Source organism: Bradyrhizobium sp. AT1, assembly GCF_001590795.1.
In the GTDB taxonomy this organism is placed as follows: domain Bacteria; phylum Pseudomonadota; class Alphaproteobacteria; order Rhizobiales; family Xanthobacteraceae; genus Bradyrhizobium.
In genome coordinates, this window is the sequence record NZ_JXDL01000001.1 from 1,797,830 (window position 1) to 1,813,246 (window position 15,417).

General features: G+C 64.5%; 13 protein-coding genes. 7 read left to right on the forward strand and 6 right to left on the reverse strand.

The features are described 5' to 3' along the window. Positions 1–5: 5 nt before the first annotated feature. Together SE92_RS08700 and SE92_RS08705 are read left to right on the forward strand one after the other, a co-directional pair. Positions 6–656, forward strand: coding sequence for a response regulator (locus SE92_RS08700; protein WP_063195331.1), 651 nt, complete (start codon positions 6–8; stop codon positions 654–656). Between the two features lie 112 nt (positions 657–768). After that, a complete protein-coding gene (locus tag SE92_RS08705; protein ID WP_063195332.1) occupies positions 769–1,065 on the forward strand; it encodes a hypothetical protein in 297 nt (98 codons plus the stop codon). Positions 1,066–1,097: 32 nt separating this feature from the next. On the opposite strand, the gene SE92_RS08710 is transcribed toward SE92_RS08705, so the two are convergent. After that, positions 1,098–1,685 carry a TetR/AcrR family transcriptional regulator gene (locus SE92_RS08710; RefSeq protein ID WP_063195333.1) on the reverse strand — a complete coding sequence of 196 codons (588 nt, stop codon included), beginning with the start codon at positions 1,683–1,685 and terminating at the stop codon, positions 1,098–1,100. 560 nt (positions 1,686–2,245) lie between these two features. Here SE92_RS08710 and purB point away from each other — a divergent pair. Beyond that, complete coding sequence (purB, locus tag SE92_RS08715; RefSeq protein ID WP_063195334.1) at positions 2,246–3,553, forward strand: adenylosuccinate lyase; 1,308 nt, start codon at positions 2,246–2,248, stop codon at positions 3,551–3,553. Positions 3,554–3,669: 116 nt separating this feature from the next. Here the strand turns inward: purB and SE92_RS08720 are convergent, their stop codons facing one another. Then, the gene (locus tag SE92_RS08720; protein ID WP_063195335.1) at positions 3,670–4,164 is read right to left on the reverse strand and encodes a hypothetical protein; all 495 of its coding nucleotides are present in this window, start codon (positions 4,162–4,164) and stop codon (positions 3,670–3,672) included. Positions 4,165–4,314: 150 nt separating this feature from the next. Between SE92_RS08720 and SE92_RS08725 the strand changes: the two genes are divergently transcribed. Further along, on the forward strand, positions 4,315–5,487 hold the full coding sequence (locus SE92_RS08725) for a M20 aminoacylase family protein (RefSeq protein WP_063195336.1): 1,173 nt from the start codon (positions 4,315–4,317) through the stop codon (positions 5,485–5,487). Between the two features lie 105 nt (positions 5,488–5,592). On the opposite strand, the gene SE92_RS08730 is transcribed toward SE92_RS08725, so the two are convergent. From SE92_RS08730 to SE92_RS08740, 3 genes are all read right to left on the reverse strand, one after another. Continuing rightward, positions 5,593–7,413, reverse strand: a complete 1,821-nt coding sequence (locus SE92_RS08730) for a caspase family protein (protein ID WP_084251774.1) — start codon at positions 7,411–7,413, stop codon at positions 5,593–5,595. Next, positions 7,413–9,251 (reverse strand): caspase family protein, encoded by a 1,839-nt coding sequence (locus tag SE92_RS08735; protein WP_063195337.1) that lies wholly within the window; start codon positions 9,249–9,251, stop codon positions 7,413–7,415. Before SE92_RS08735 ends, SE92_RS08730 begins: the two co-directional genes overlap by 1 nt. 175 nt (positions 9,252–9,426) lie before the next feature. Continuing rightward, entirely contained in the window at positions 9,427–11,334 is a 1,908-nt protein-coding gene (locus SE92_RS08740) for an acyl-CoA synthetase (protein WP_063195338.1), read from the reverse strand. Between the two features lie 236 nt (positions 11,335–11,570). Here SE92_RS08740 and SE92_RS08745 point away from each other — a divergent pair, with 236 nt between their 5' ends. Then, on the forward strand, positions 11,571–12,650 hold the full coding sequence (locus tag SE92_RS08745) for a SecDF P1 head subdomain-containing protein (protein WP_063195339.1): 1,080 nt from the start codon (positions 11,571–11,573) through the stop codon (positions 12,648–12,650). Positions 12,651–12,896: 246 nt separating this feature from the next. Beyond that, on the forward strand, positions 12,897–13,703 hold the full coding sequence (locus tag SE92_RS08750; RefSeq protein WP_063195340.1) for a Crp/Fnr family transcriptional regulator: 807 nt from the start codon (positions 12,897–12,899) through the stop codon (positions 13,701–13,703). An 8-nt stretch (positions 13,704–13,711) separates the two neighbouring features. On the opposite strand, the gene SE92_RS08755 is transcribed toward SE92_RS08750, so the two are convergent. Continuing rightward, positions 13,712–14,353, reverse strand: a complete 642-nt coding sequence (locus tag SE92_RS08755) for a glutathione S-transferase family protein (RefSeq protein ID WP_063203409.1) — start codon at positions 14,351–14,353, stop codon at positions 13,712–13,714. Between the two features lie 209 nt (positions 14,354–14,562). Between SE92_RS08755 and murI the strand changes: the two genes are divergently transcribed. After that, positions 14,563–15,360, forward strand: a complete 798-nt coding sequence (gene murI, locus SE92_RS08760) for a glutamate racemase (RefSeq protein WP_063195341.1) — start codon at positions 14,563–14,565, stop codon at positions 15,358–15,360. Positions 15,361–15,417: the final 57 nt, after the last annotated feature.

A 15,417-nucleotide genomic window follows, 5' to 3' on the forward strand; every position in this document is an offset into this window, starting at 1 on the left:
CCGGCATGAGCGAGGTGGCGGCAACAGGCATCTCCGTGCTGCTGGTCGACGACCATCCGATCGTCCGGCAAGGCTACCGCCGCGTGCTGGAGAGCCAGGGCGACCTCCATGTCGTGGCGGAAGCGGACAATGCCGCAGACGCCTACGGCGCCTTCAAGGCGCATGACCCCGATGTCGTCCTGCTCGACATCTCGATGCCGGGCGCGAGCGGGCTGGAGGCGATCCGCAACATCCGCGCGCGCAGCCCGCGGGCGCGGATCCTCGTCTTCACCATGCACAACGAGGCCGTGCTGGTGAAAGCCGCCTTCAGCGCCGGCGCCAGCGGCTTCGTCACCAAGAGCAGCGAGCCGTCCGCCGTGGTCGGCGCCATCCGCGCCGTCGCCCGTGGCGAGCGAGCCATGAGCGACGACATCGCCCACATCCTCGCCGAAGACAGCTTGTCCGCAGGATCAGTGCTGGATCATCTGGGCGAACGCGAGATCGAGATTTTGCGCCAGTTCGCCGGCGGTGCCACCACAGAGCAGATTGCGGCGCACCTCAACCTCAGTGTGAAGACGGTGCAGAACTATCACTACCTGATCAAGACAAAGACCGGCGCTCGCACCGATGCGCAGCTGGTGCGGCTCGCCGCGACGTGCGGGCTGACGAGGATTTAGCAGCAGGACTGCCGCATTGCTTCGAATGGCGTGAAATTTCTCAATCTGCCGGGCTGATTGGAACAGAGCCTATTCCGTTCCGGTTAGCAGCAGAGCGAAGGAGTCAAAGGTCATGAGTAAGGGTCATCACAAGGCAGTCGTCGCTCCCTCGATCATCACCGTAGGCGAGCTCATCGACGAACTCTGCCGCCTGCCGGATACCGCGATCGTCCATTTCCGCTGCTCCATGCTCGATCAGGAGCTGGCATTCGAGCGCCTTCGAAAGCGCTCAAAGGACGACGTCGAGATCGCGATCAATGTCTATCCGGAGGCTCCGCCGGTCGTACCCTCGTCCGACGGCACTTTCCGCACGCGATCGTCGTCGCCGTCGCTTGGCGATGGCGCCCTTCTTCACAAGGGGAGAGGTTGATCGGTCGCGGCGTATTGAACAGCGGCGGCGGCTTAGCAGGCTTTCAAGCCGCGCAGCAGCAGCGCGAGCGTCGCATCGACGCGGGCAGGAAGATCGGCATCCTTCCACTCGTCGGCATGGGCCGGATGGTGGAAGCGGCTGGTCGCATCGTAAATCGCGCGCGCGGTGGCCTTGACGTCGTCAATGGCGAAGACGCCCTGCGCCACACCGTCCGATAAAATAGCCACGACCTGGTCGGTCAGGGTGTCCTTGTGGCATTTGACAGCCGCGCAGGCCTCGCGCGCCAGGGTCAGATAAGTCTCGAACATCTCGGGGTCGTCGAGCACGCGCGACCGCTTGGCAGCGAACAGCGTCCGCAGCCATCGATCGAGCCTGTCCGCCGCCGGGCCCCGCTCCTCGGCGATCTGGCGGAGCGGCGCATCGATGCGGTCCAGCCAGCGTTTGGCAACGGCCTCGCGCAGCGAGGCCTTGCTCGGGAAATGGCGATAGACGCTGCCGTGGCTCACATCGAGTGCACGGGCAACGTCAACCACGGTGGCCTTGGCAAGTCCGAAACGCCTGAGCACATCCTCGGTGACTTCGAGGATCCGCTCCGGCGTCAAGACAACAGCTTCATTCATGCCAGCACCATGTTCCCGTTGAGGGCTCAGTTACTCCGGCAGTAGGGCCGCTTCCGAAGCGCCCTGGCCGGTCGTTTCGGAAAGCCTATGCCTTAATGAGGCAGTTTTGCAGCCTGCGCCGCGATCTGGCGCGCGACCAGCAAATTGAGCCAATGCCCAATCACGCCGGTCAAATTGAGGATTTCGGTCGTCATCGTCTTAAGTCTCCATTCGTCCGCGGGTCCCCGTTCTTCAATCCGCCTTCCGATCCGCTTTCGGATGTCAGGCTTTCCGGGGCTTGTCGCGGGACGCCCAATCGGAGCGTCCGGGAACGGATATACACGTCCCGCTGACAGATTTCAATATCTGTCAGTCAATGATCCGTGATTGACAGTTAATATTAGAGGCCGGCGCCGCCCCTCCCCGGCAACCAGCCCGGTGGATAGCTCGGCGATCCCCCTCTGCTGCGGCCCAGACCGTTTGTTTCGCCCTGCCTGCTCTGTTAAATCACGGCGTAAAAAGCATTTTGGCCGGCGCTTGCCGCTTTGCGGACCCGCCCGCCCACCTTCCTGGAGCCGCCAATGATCCCCCGCTATACCCGCCCGGAAATGGCCTCGATCTGGGAGCCGCAGACCCGGTTCAAGATCTGGTTCGAGATCGAGGCGCATGCGGCGGACGCCCTCGCCGAGCTCGGGACCATCCCCAAGGAGGCCGCCAAGACGGTCTGGGCCAAGGCCAAGAACGCCACTTTCGACGTCGCCCGCATCGACGAGATCGAGCGCGAGACCAAGCACGACGTCATCGCCTTCCTCACCCACCTCGCCGAGATCGTCGGCCCCGAGGCGCGCTTCGTGCACCAGGGCATGACCTCCTCCGACGTGCTCGACACCTGCCTCAACGTCCAGCTCACCCGCGCCGCCGACCTCTTGCTGGCCGACCTCGACAAGGTGCTGGCCGCGCTGAAGAAGCGCGCCTTCGAGCACAAGATGACGCCGACCATCGGCCGCAGCCACGGCATCCACGCCGAGCCGGTGACGTTCGGCCTCAAGCTCGCTTATGCCTATGCCGAATTCTCGCGTGCCAAGGAGCGCCTGATCGCGGCGCGCAAGGAGGTCGCGACCTGCGCCATCTCGGGCGCGGTCGGCACCTTCGCGCAGATCGATCCGCGCGTCGAAGAGCACGTCGCGAAAGCCATGGGCCTCGTCCCCGAACCGATCTCGACCCAGGTGATCCCGCGCGACCGTCACGCGATGTACTTCTCGACCCTCGGCGTGATCGCCTCTTCCGTCGAGCGGATCGCGGTGGAGATCCGCCACATGCAGCGCACCGAGGTGCTGGAGGCCGAAGAATTCTTCTCCGAGGGGCAGAAGGGTTCGTCCGCCATGCCGCACAAGCGCAATCCCGTGCTGTCGGAGAACCTCACCGGCCTCTCCCGCATGGTGCGCGCCTATGTGACGCCGGCGCTGGAGAACGTCGTGCTCTGGCATGAGCGCGACATCTCGCACTCCTCTGCCGAGCGCATGATGGGTCCGGACGCCACCGTCACGCTCGACTTCGCGCTGGTGCGCCTCGCCGGCCTGATCGACAAGCTGCTGGTCTATCCCGCCAACATGCAGAAGAACCTCGACCGTCTCGGCGGCCTCGTGCACTCGCAGCGCGTGCTGCTGGCGCTGACGCAGAAGGGCGCGAGCCGCGAGGATTCCTACAAGCTCGTGCAACGCAATGCGATGCCGGTCTGGCGCGGCGAAGGCGACTTCCTGCAGCTGCTGAAGAAGGACACCGAGGTGAAGAAATATCTCACCGATGCCGAGCTCGAGGAGCTGTTCGACCTCGGTTACCACCTCAAGCACGTCGACACGATCTTCAAGCGCGTGTTCGGCGAGAGCTGAGCACAGGTTCGTAGCCCGGATGGAGCGCAGCGCAATCCGGGATTCCTTCCACGCGGCACGAGCCCCGGATTGCGCTGCGCTCCATCCGGGCTACGCCACCGCCGCGGAACGACGAGCTACAGCCGCTTCTGCAGCCATTTGATGAGGGCCGGGCTGCCGACGGCGGCGGTGCTGAAGCTGCACATGTTGCCATCGACATAGCCGGCGCGGCCGCGCCCCTGCACATAGCGCTTGCTGAAGAAGATCGTGTGCAGCTTGTTGCCGGCCTCATCGAGGAAAACGAGCTGCCAGCGCAAATCGGGCTGATAAGACAACGGTACCGGCGCCAGCGCCTTGACGGCTGCCGCCAGTTCGGTCGCCTCGCCCGCGGTCAGGACCAGCGTCTTGCGTTCACTCGCATAGCTCGCAAAATGCTCCGGCGAGATCGGAATGCCGGCAAGCAGGCGATCGGAGATCTTTAGAAGATCGATCCGCTTGATCTGACCGGCCTGGATCTTCTGACTGACCGATGCGATCGCGACCGCTGCGGAGCTGACACCGCAGGCGACGGCCGGGCTGACCATAATCCAGAGACAGCCCGCCAGCAGGAGAATATCGCGTCCGAACTTCATCGCCTGCCCTCGTCCCCGGCGCATCGCTGCCTCACCTTATAGCCACCGAACGGGGCGACGAAAGCCCGGCGACCATTTGCGGACTGCCAAGCCGCGGAGTACGCTTCCGACCCATCGCCCCTGCGAACACAGAAGAAACGGACCCACCCCATGCCCATCGTCAACCGCGTTGCCGCCCTCTCCGACGAAATGGCCGCCTGGCGCCATGACTTCCATGAGAACCCTGAGTTGCTCTACGAGGTCCACCGCACCGCCGGCATCGTCGCCGATCGCTTGCGCGAGTTCGGCTGCGACGAGGTGGTGACCGGCATCGGCCGCACCGGCGTCGTCGGCGTGATCCGCGGCCGCAAATCGGCTTCCGGCAAGACCATTGGCCTTCGCGCCGACATGGACGCTCTGCCGATCATGGAAACCTCGGGCGTGCCTTATGCCTCGAAGGTCCCCGGCAAGATGCACGCCTGCGGTCATGACGGCCACACCGCGATGCTGCTCGGCGCGGCCAAATATCTCACCGAGACGCGCAATTTCGACGGCACCGCGATCATGATCTTCCAGCCAGCCGAGGAAGGCGGCGGCGGCGGCAAGGCCATGGTCGAGGACGGGCTGATGACGCGCTGGAACATCCAGGAAGTCTACGGCATGCACAACATGCCGGGCCTGCCGGAAGGCCATTTCGCCACCACACCCGGCGCGATGCTCGCCTCCTCCGACAACATCCAGATCACGGTCCACGGCAAGGGCGGTCACGCCGGCGCGGGTCCGCACAAATCCGTCGACAGCGTGCTGATCGGCTCGCAGATCGTCAATGCGCTGCAATCGATCGTCGCGCGCAACGTCGATCCGCTGAAGTCGGCGGTCATCTCGATCACGCAGTTCCACTCCGGCACGGCCTTCAACATTATCCCTGAAATCGCCGAGCTCGGCGGCACCGTTCGCACGCTCGATCCCGAGGTGCGCGATCTCGTCGAGCGCCGCATCGGCGAAGTCGCCGACAGCGTCGCGCGCGCCTATGGCGGCTCGGCCGAGACGAAATACTCGCGGATGTATCCGGTGACCATGAACCATGCGCGCGAGGCCGGCCTTGCCGCAGACGTCGCCCGCGACATCGTCGGCACTGAGCGCGTCAACGACAAGTTCATCCCGATGATGGGCGCCGAGGACTTCTCCTTCATGCTGGAGGCGCGTCCCGGCGCGATGGTGCTGGTCGGCATGGGCGACGGCAACGAATGCCATCACCCGGGCTACGTGTTCAACGACAACATCCTCGGCCACGGCGCGTCATTCTGGGCACGTCTGGTCGAAACGCGGATGCCGGCGGGTTAGGACAGGACGGAGGGTTCGCAGGCGCAATTCGCCACAGTTCGCGCACCGAGGTCAGAGGTAAGCCGCGTCGGCTACTCTACCCGGCGCGTTGCTGCGGACCGACCTTCAGGGGCATATCTCAGACTGCCCCACTCCGCCGGAGCTGAGATGACATCCCTTGCGAACGGGCCGGCACCCGGCTGCTGATGTACACAAGATTTGCCCCGCGGCTTGCGGCTTGGTTGGCGCCGTCTCGGCGCTCTTCCGGCTCTCGTCCGGCGCCTTTGGAACTTGGCGCGCAACCGGCTTCTTGTCTTGGACCTTCTCGCATTCGTTGTCCTCGTTGATACGGTATCCGGCGCGGCACGTGATCTTGACGCAGGCATCTCCATCAGCCCTGAAGCCGCGCTCGCAGACCAGCGGACAAATGCGTCCGGGCTTAGCCTTCAGCGCGTCGAGCACGTCCACATTCGCAAGCTTCGCATCGAATTTGGTACCGGCGTACTTGTTGAACAACGCCAGCGAGCGTTGCGCCGTTTCGCTCCAGTCCCCGTTCGGCTCTGCTTTCATGCAGCCGACGCGGCGCAACTCGAGCTGAACCGATCTCGACACGTCGACCGCCAGCGGGGCGCTCGGCGGCGGCGACAGGCCAGCAACCTTCTTGCTCTCGGCCTCAACGGCCGGCCTGTCCGCCGACTGCTTCGCCGCAGCTTCAGCCGCCCCCTTCTCGATCGCCTGCTTCTCCGCGAGCGCCTTGGCAGCCGCGGCCTCCGCCGCCTTGCGGTCCCGTTCGGCCGCCTCGGCCTTCGCCAGCTCGATCTGCCTTTGCTTGTCCGCAGCGATCCGCGCGTCCTCGGCGGCCTTGGCAGCGGCCGCGGCCTTTTCCAGCTCCACCTTGTGGGCTCGTTCGGCGGCGAGCTTCACCTTCTCCTGCTCGGCCAGCCGGGCCTTTTCGGTTGCCGTCGCGCGCTCCTCCTCAGCCGCAATCTTCTTCAACTGCACGCGGGCGAGGTTGGCGTAGAAACCGTCCGGATAAGTCTGCAGGAAAGCTTCCCATGCCTCGCGCAGGCCGGCCTGAAGCGCAAGCTCATAGTCCCTGCGCACGCTGTCTTGCGGATTGGCCTGCGGCCCCGCGACAGCGGCCGGCTTCGCCGGCACCAGCGGCACGTCGTCGCCGCCGAGCGAGCCGTAGACATAGGGCTCCTGCCTGCCGCCAGTGTTCTTCAGGACGTCGTCCCGCACGAAGCCGAACGCCTTGCGCAGATCAAGCCCCGGCTTCGGCAGGTGCTCGACCAGTGCCATGGCGAACGGGCTGTTCCGGGAATCGCCGTCCGACGCCGTTGATCCCGCCTTGGCCGCGAACGCGATCATCGTGTTCGGACTGGTCGGCTCGACCTTGGCAAGCCCGCGCCCGATCGCGCGCGAGGCCACGGCGCGCCGCATCGTCTTCGCAAACGGATTGTCACGACACGCATCGAGAATGACGAGACGAAGCTGTTTGGCAGGCCCGATGCTCACCAGCACGCGATCGATCGGCAACGCCTCGTCGTAGACGTCGGTGTCGGTCTCGAGCGCGGCATCGGTCGGGATCAGGTAGTTGGTGCCGTCCACCTCCATGCCGTGGCCCGCATAGTAGATCACCGCGACATCGGCATCCCGGGTCCGTCCGCCGAATTCGCGCAGCGCCTTGCGCATCTCAGACGCGTTCAGGTCCTGCCTGATGTCGACCGAATCGAAGCCGGCTTTCCTCAACATGCCGCCGATCAAGCCGGCGTCGCTCGCCGGATTGGCCAGCTTCGGCACGCTCTTGTAGGCGGAATTGCCGAGCACGAGCGCGACGCGCTTGTCGGCGTACGCCGGGACGCAGCCGAACCATATCGCAAAAGCGCAGAAAACAATGAGCCTCAGCACGACACTTTGGTGGTCCCGAACGCCATGATTTGCCATCAATTGCAGACTTCGCCGGGAATTTTAACGCTGGGATTCGAAGGATGGCTAACCGTCCCGAGGCGGCATCCCTTGGCAATCGCCCTGCATCCGGCCGCATTGCAAATCATTTGCCCGCTCGCCTGAGGCGCTGACGGTGCCGCATCGCTCTGTTTGCGATCCTGGTCACGCCGTCTCGAATCCTCGCGCGTCGCGACGGGTTTCTTTTCCTGGATCTTCTCGCATTCATTGTCGTCACCGACGCGAAAGCCCGCACGGCAGGTGATCTTCACGCATTGATCACCATCGGCCTTGAAGCCGAAATTGCACACCAGGGGGCAGACTCGTCCCGGCTTTGCCTTCAGCGCATCGAGCGCGTCCACGCTCGCGAGCTTCACGTCGAGCTGGGTGCCGGCATATTTGTTGAACAGCGTCAGCGAGCGCTGCGCGGCGGCGCTCCAGTCGCCGTCGGCGCCACCGGACAGGCAACCCACGCGGCGCAATTCGGACTGTACGGATTTCGCGAGGTCCACCGCCGACAATGTGGATGTCGGCGCAGGGGAGAGGGCCGCCACTTTCTGGTCTGCTTCCGGCATCTGCCGATCGGCCGCTGGCTTTGCGGCCTGCTCCGCCTTCTCGGCCGCCTGCTTGGCGGCGAGTTCGGTCTTGGCCTTCTCCGCCGCCTGCTTCTCGGCCAGCGCTTTCGCCGCCGCCGCCTCGGCCGCCTTGCGCTGCCGTTCGGCCGCTTCCGCCTTCGCCTGCTCGATCTGCTTCTGCTTGTCGGCGGCGATCCGAGCCTCTTCCGCGGCCTTGGCAGCCGCGGCCGCCTTTTCCTGCTCGGCCTTCTGGGCGCGCTCGGCGATGAGCCTCGTCTTTTCCTGCTCGGCCGCCTTGGCCTTTTGTTCAGCCGAAGCGCGCGTCTCTTCGGCGCCGATCTTGTTCAGCTGGCCCTTGGCGAGGTTGGCGTAGAAACCGTCGGGGTATTGTGCCAGGAATGCTTCCCAGCCATCGCGTGTCGCAAGCTGGAGCGCGAGCTCGTAGTCCCTGCGGATAGCTTCCTGCGGGTTGGCCTGGGGACCGGTTGCCGGCGGCTTCACCACGAGGGGAACGTCGTCGCCGCCGAGCGAGCCGTAGACATAGGGCTCCTGCTTGTAGCCGGTAGCCTTGAGCACGTCGTCGCGCACGAAGCCGAAGGCCTTGCGCAGATCGAGGCCGGGCTTCGGCAGGTGCTCGACCAACGCGGTGGCGAACGGGCTGTTTCTGGAATCGCCATCGGAAGCCGTCGATCCTGCCTTGGCCGCAAAGGCGATCATCGTGTTCGGGCTGGTCGGCTCGACTTTGGCCAATCCCCGACCGATGGCGCGCGAGGCCAGCGTGCGCTTCATCGTCTTGGAGAACGGGTTGTCCCGGCAGGCGTCGAGAATGATCAAGCGCAGCTGCTTGGCCGGCTCGACCGCGAATAGCGCACGTTCGACCGGGATGGTTTCGTCGAGCACGTCGCCATCCGTCTCCAGCGTGGCGTCGGTCGGAATGAGATAGTTGGTTCCGTCGAGCTCGATGCCATGGCCCGCGTAGTAGATCACCGCCATGTCCGCATCACGCGACCTGCCGGCAAACTCGCGCAGCATGCGCCGCATCTCGCTGGCACTGAGGTCCAGCCGGACGTCGACGGAATCAAAGCCCGCCTTCTTGAACATGCCACCGACCAGCGTGGCATCGTTCACGGGATTGCCGAGCTTGGGTGCGCTCTTGTAGGCAGAATTGCCGATAACGAGCGCAACCCGGCGGTCGGCATGCGCCGGTCCGCAGGCCAATCCAATCGCAAATATCAACGCTGCAAATAGCCGAAACGGAATCACTTGCGTCCCCCCGGATGCAATTCCACGAGCCTATTCGCTAGCTTCGCCGAATGCCAATTCTTCCTATGTGATGCTTGTCACACAGGGGCTTTCAGCTGTGCTAAGGATCATGCGGCGAAGCGTCGCCCCGCTAACGGGCCGTGTGGAACACAGCCGGATCCGGTCTGCGGGTTTGCTACATTTGCACCACCTCATGCCGCATCACGAACGGCGCGAGAAGTGTGTGCACCTCGCCCGCAATCACCTCGCGCTGGTCCGGCCGCAGTCCCGTAAGCGTCACGGTGGCGATCGAGCCGTGGCTGCCGTGCGCACCCACCTTGACCTTGCAGTCGATGCCGCGCTCGACCAGCGGCGCCAGCACCTGGGTAAAGACGCGCTGCGCTGCGTCCCAGCGCAGCTGCGGCTTGAACACCTTGCCGACACCTGTCACCGGCATCGGATCGATCGGAATGACCTGCACCGGGACGGCGGCGCGCTCCGGTGTGCGCTCGCGCACCCATGTCTCCAATTCGCCCGGCTCGACCTTGGCGCCCGGTTTCAGTTGCACGTATCCTACCGGCAGCTCACCGGCATAGGCGTCGGGCTGGCCGACCACGGCAGCGAAGCCGACGGCGGGATGGCGGAACATGATCTCCTCGATCGGCGCCGGATCGATGTTGTGGCCGCCGCGGATCACGAGGTCCTTGGCGCGGCCGGTGATCCAAAGATAGCCATCGGCGTCGAGACGGCCGAGATCGCCTGAATTGACCCAGACCTCGTCGACGAAGGCGCCTTTGTTGTGCTCGTCGTTGAGGTAGCCGCCGAACACGCCCGGCCCGGCCATGATGACGACACCGATTTCGTCCGGCTTGCAATCGCGGATCAGCCGGCCGTCGGCGTCGAGCTGCACGATGCGCACGCGCGCATAAGGCATCGGCAAACCGACGGAGCCGAGCCGGATCGGCCGCCCCGGATAGGCAAGCGTGTGCACGCTCGAGGTCTCGGTCATGCCGTAGACCTCGATCACGCGCAGCTTCAGCTTCTCCTGGATTGCCGAGCCCACGGCGACGGGGATCGCCGAGCCGCCGCCAGCGGCATATTTCAGGCTGGAGATGTCGGCATTGCCAGGCGGCACCCCGAGCGTCGCGGCCAGCACCGTCGGCACGCTCGACAGCGCCTCGGGCTTGAAGCGTTCGACCAGTCCCCAGATGTTCTTCACCGCATTCGGATTGCGCCAGCCGCTCGGCGACAGCACGACCAGCGAGCCACCGGCCGACAGCGTCAGCAGCACCTGCGTCAAGGAGCCCCCGACGTGAAACAGCGGCATGCCGAACAGCAGATTGGCGCCGGGCTTCGACTTCAACAGAAGATTGAGCGCCCAGGCCTGATAGACCTGATTGGTGTGAGTGTGCCGCACCAGCTTCGGAGTGCCGGTGGTGCCGCCGGTGTGGAAATAGGCAGCGATGTCGGCACCCGAAATCTTGCGCCCACTGACGAGCCGGTCGGACGGCTGCTGCTTGATCAGGTCGCCGAACGCAAAGATGCCCTTGGCGGGATCGCCGCCGCCGAACACCTGCACGATCGCCTTGAGGTGCTTGAGCTGCGGGCGGATCTGCTCGACCTTCTGCCAGATATCGGTGCCCGGCATCGGCCCGAGCGCCACCAGGATTTTCGTGTTTGCAGCTTCCAGGATTTCCGCGATCTGGTGCGGCTCGAGCAGCGGATTGACGGGATTGGCGATGCCGGCGGCCTCCGCGCCGAACAGCGTCACGAACGCATCGGGCACCAGCGGCAGCATGAAGCTGATGACGTCGCCCTTCTCTGCGCCAAGCGCATGAAACATGTTGGCGGCCTGCGTGACGCGCGCGATGAAATCGCGGTAGGTGACGACCTGCGGCGTGTCGGCGGGATCAGCGTTTTGCAGAAACTGGATCGCCGCCCCGTCGGGATTGCGTGCAGCGCCCAATTTGATGGCGTCATAGGTGCTCTCGGCCGCGATGCGATCGGCGTAAGGGACCTGCTCGAAGGCCCGGACTTCCGCGTCCGTCAACAGTTCCGGATAGTCGTTGCCGATAAGGCGATCGAGCGCGTGGATGCCCGCCATGGAATTCCGTCCTCCCTCAGATGCATGTCCCGGCCGGCTGTCTTTTGACATTCTTCGGCAAGGCCCCGACCAATGGCGTCGGTAGCCGACAGAATGATGGATGATTAGCCGTTCGTCCATGGCCCTGCGGCCAAGTGCGCCTAAAGGCCCCTTTGAACCTCCGTACCGAGTCCCGGGACCAAGAACAGGCATCGGATCCGCCTAGCAGCGTCCTACCGCAAGACACGAGGTGATCAATGACGAGGCATCAGCGAAAACACAATCTTGCGCTGATTGTCACGCTTGCCGTGGCGGCCGTGATCGCCCTACCCCATGCCGCGTTTGCCGACAGCCAGCTCGACAAGATGCGTGCCAAAATCGCTGCTTTCGTCGGCGACAAGATGGAAAAGCTCGGCGGTTCGCGCGTCGTCTACAAGGTCGATGGCGACGGCCTGCGCGAGAGCGTGGTCACGGATCTGCGCGACGACGTTTACAAGACCCTGCGCGAGAGCAAGATCGGCTTCGCCGGACTTGGGATTCGCGATGGCGGCGTCGAACTGAAGATCGCGGACGCCAAGGGCCGCGAGCAGCTCGCGCGCAAGCTTGCCTCAGCCGCGGAAGGATTGCCGTCGCATGCGCTCACCGTGACCGACGGCGGCGATGGAATGATGCGGATCGCACCGACCGAGGCTGCGTCCGCGGCACGGCTGCGCGAACTTGTCGACGATTGCATTGACATGATCGAGCAGCGTCTCAAGGATTCCGGCGTCAAACTCGCCAGCGTCCAGCCCGCCGGCGCCGACCGCCTCCGGATCTTCGTGCCGGGCGAAATGGACCCTGAGCGCGTGACGGCAATCTTTGCCCGAAAGGTCAAGGTCAGCTTCCGCCTCATCGACGTTTCGATGCCGGGCGCTCAGGCACAATCCGGCAACCCGCCCGAAGGCACCGAAGTCCTGCTCGGCTTCAAGGACAACATTCCCTATTTGGTGGCCAAGGATAGCGCACTCGACGGCAGCGACATCAGCTATGCGGGCCCGGGATTCGCGAGCAGCACGAAGGAGCCGATCGCCTCGTTCCGCTTCAACGGCCGCGGCACGCGGCGCTTCGCCCACATCACGGCGGAGAACGTCGGAAGGCCCTTCGCCATCGTGCTCGACGACAAGGTGATCTCGGCCCCGGTGATCCGCGAGCCCATCACCGGCGGCTCCGGCCAGATCTCCGGCAATTTCACCCTGGAGGAAGCGAGCAGCGTCGCCATGATGCTGCGCGCCGGCTCCCTGCCCGGACACCTTGACCTCATCGAGCAGCAGGTCGTGCAAGCCGCCGCCAAGCCATAAGGCGACGATCGTCCGGCGCCCCGCCTGAGGCATGCAGCCCCTCCGCGGCGCCGATCCCGCCCGAATCACGGCCGCGCCGCGCCCAGCTGGACGACCAACGGGCAATTGCCGAAACGCCCGATCGGGCTAAAATTTGCCCTGCGACATGGCGGCCGAAGGCTTCATTTCAGGCGGTCGTCATGCGATTTCGGCTATACGTGCCGAGCACACCGACCAGGACTGAAGGCCTTACGCGGGGTTAGTACCATGCCGTCCGGCAGCGCAGACATTTCCTCGATCCTCGACCGCATTCTCGACGCGGCCACGGACAATCTCAGGATCGCGAAGATCCTGGTGCAAATGGGCCTCGATCCCAACAACGTCACCTATGACGCGATCTTCAACCGGCTGCTGGAGATCTTCGTCCACAACATCACACTGGCCAATCTGTTCGCGACCATCGGCGCCGGCTTCTTCGTCGCCACCCTGCTGATGCGCACGATGGTGCCGCTCCGCGTCGCCAACATGATCGGCTGCGCCTTCTTCGCCATTTTCGGCGCGCTCTCCGCCAACGTCGCGACGTTCCTGCTCTATCTGCTGATGCTTCCGATCAATGCGCTTCGGTTGCGCCAGATGCTCAAGCTGGTCAAGAAGGCGCGTCATGCGGCCGAAGGCGACATGTCGATCGAGTGGCTCAAGCCGTTCATGACCGAGCGCAAATATCGCCGCGGCGATACGCTGTTCAAGCTCGGCGATCCCGCCAAGGAGATGCTGCTCACGGTCACCGGAAAATTCCTGGTCAAGGAGATCAACGTCGAGATCGGGCCCGGTGCGCTGATGGGCGAGCTCGGCTTCCTGACGCCGGACAACCGCCGCACCGGAACGATCGAATGCGTCGAGGACGGCCAGGTGCTGACGATCACCTATGACCGCCTGCTCGAGATCTATTTCCAGGATCCGCAGTTCGGCTATTACTTCCTGGTGCTGACCAGCCAGCGCCTGCTGCAGAACATCGATCGGCTGCAGAAGCAGCTGGCGACGGCGCAGTCGGCCACGACGAACAGGATCGCGTGACCGCAAGCTCAGCTGAGCAGCAGCGCCATGCCCGGATCGCCCTTCTCCATCGCGCGCCGGTAGGCCGGACGGTCACCGATGCGGCCGAGATAGCTGACCACGTTCGGACAGCGCTGGAGATCATAGGGCTGGAAGTAACGCATGGTGGTGAGCGAGAACACCGTCATGATATCGGCGGTGGTGAAGGCTCTGCCCGCCAGATATTCGGCCTCGCCAAGCCTGGCGTCGAGAAGGTCGTAAGCGCGATCGAGGCGCCCCTTCATCGCGCGCAGGATCGGATTGTCGTTGGCGAGATCGAGCCGGCCCAGGATCATCATCCGGCCCATGCCGGGTTGCAGCGTGCCATTGGCAAAATGCAGCCAATACAGAAACTGCGCGAAGGCGGGATCATTGGGGCCGAGCACGAGCCGGCCGTTGCCGTATTTTGCAACGATGTAATCGACGACGGCGCCGGATTCGGCAAGCACGAGATCGCCGTCGGTGATCACCGGCGCTGCCCCGATCGGATGCAGCGCCTTGTACTCAGCCGGTGCCAGCATGGTCGCGGCATCGCGCGTGTAGCGCTTCAGCTCATATGGGATCCCGAGCTCCTCGCACAGCCAGACGATACGCTCGGACTGGGACTTGCCGAGATGATGGACGGTGAGCATGAGGCCTCCTGCGAGCGCGAATTGGGCGAGCGGCAAGCATCTTACCGCGTGGTGGGAAGAAGATGAGCGTCGCACGTCCCCCTTCCCCGGGATTTTGCGGATGTTAGGAGGCGAAACGCCCATTGAGCCGATCCAAGGAAGTTTGAGGGACGGCGCCGCAAAATCGCCCTAAAAACCGAATGGTAACCATGGCGCCCTAAGGTAACGACGTGACCAATTCTCCGACGATCCTGGTGTTCGATTCCGGCCTTGGCGGGCTCACGGTGCTCCGCGAGGTCGTGGCTGCGCGGCCGGATGCGCACTTTGTCTACGTCGCCGACGACGCCTTCTTCCCTTACGGCCACCACGGCGAGGACGAGATCATCGCCCGTGTCGTACCGCTGATGGGGGAACTGATCGGCACGCATGATCCCGACCTCATCGTCATCGCCTGCAACACGGCTTCCACCCTGGTCCTGTCGCACCTGCGCTCCGCTTATTCCGTGCCCTTTGTCGGCACGGTGCCGGCGATCAAGCCGGCCTGCGCGCAATCGAGAACCCGCCGCGTCTCGGTGCTCGGCACCAAGGGCACGGTGAAGCGCGAATATACCAAAGCCTTGATCCGCGATTTCGCGCAAGGCTGCGAGGTGACATTGGTCGGCTCGCCCGAGCTCGCCTCGCTGGCGGAAGCCGAGCTCAGCGGCGCTCCGATCAGCGACGAGGCGATCCTCACCGAACTCACTCCATGCTTCGTCGGCGACGCCGGGAATGTGACATCACGCACCGACACCGTCGTGCTCGCCTGCACGCATTATCCGCTGCTGCTCGACCGGCTGAAGCGGCTGGCGCCCTGGCCGGTCGACTGGATCGATCCGGCGCCGGCGATTGCCCGCCGCGTCTCGGATCTGCTTGGCCCGCGGGTCGGCGGCATCGCGCAGGACAGCGCCGAGATGATCTTCACCTCGAACCGCGTGCATGGCCTTTCGACCATGCTGACGCCATTCTTCGGCGGTCGCGCTTTGGCCTGACTTTGCGCGGCGCCGCGGCGCTGCTAGGTTTTGCCGTCGCCACCTAGCCGCAGGCCT

What these genes read in the sequence shown, in the direction of transcription:
- SE92_RS08700 (WP_063195331.1), top strand. Translation starts at nt 6, where the DNA reads ATGAGCGAGGTGGCGGCAACAGGCATCTCCGTGCTGCTGGTCGACGAC.
- SE92_RS08705 (WP_063195332.1), top strand. Translation starts at nt 769, where the DNA reads ATGAGTAAGGGTCATCACAAGGCAGTCGTCGCTCCCTCGATCATCACC.
- SE92_RS08710 (WP_063195333.1), bottom strand. Translation starts at nt 1,685, where the DNA reads ATGAATGAAGCTGTTGTCTTGACGCCGGAGCGGATCCTCGAAGTCACC.
- purB (WP_063195334.1), top strand. Translation starts at nt 2,246, where the DNA reads ATGATCCCCCGCTATACCCGCCCGGAAATGGCCTCGATCTGGGAGCCG.
- SE92_RS08720 (WP_063195335.1), bottom strand. Translation starts at nt 4,164, where the DNA reads ATGAAGTTCGGACGCGATATTCTCCTGCTGGCGGGCTGTCTCTGGATT.
- SE92_RS08725 (WP_063195336.1), top strand. Translation starts at nt 4,315, where the DNA reads ATGCCCATCGTCAACCGCGTTGCCGCCCTCTCCGACGAAATGGCCGCC.
- SE92_RS08730 (WP_084251774.1), bottom strand. Translation starts at nt 7,413, where the DNA reads ATGGCAAATCATGGCGTTCGGGACCACCAAAGTGTCGTGCTGAGGCTC.
- SE92_RS08740 (WP_063195338.1), bottom strand. Translation starts at nt 11,334, where the DNA reads ATGGCGGGCATCCACGCGCTCGATCGCCTTATCGGCAACGACTATCCG.
- SE92_RS08745 (WP_063195339.1), top strand. Translation starts at nt 11,571, where the DNA reads ATGACGAGGCATCAGCGAAAACACAATCTTGCGCTGATTGTCACGCTT.
- SE92_RS08750 (WP_063195340.1), top strand. Translation starts at nt 12,897, where the DNA reads ATGCCGTCCGGCAGCGCAGACATTTCCTCGATCCTCGACCGCATTCTC.
- SE92_RS08755 (WP_063203409.1), bottom strand. Translation starts at nt 14,353, where the DNA reads ATGCTCACCGTCCATCATCTCGGCAAGTCCCAGTCCGAGCGTATCGTC.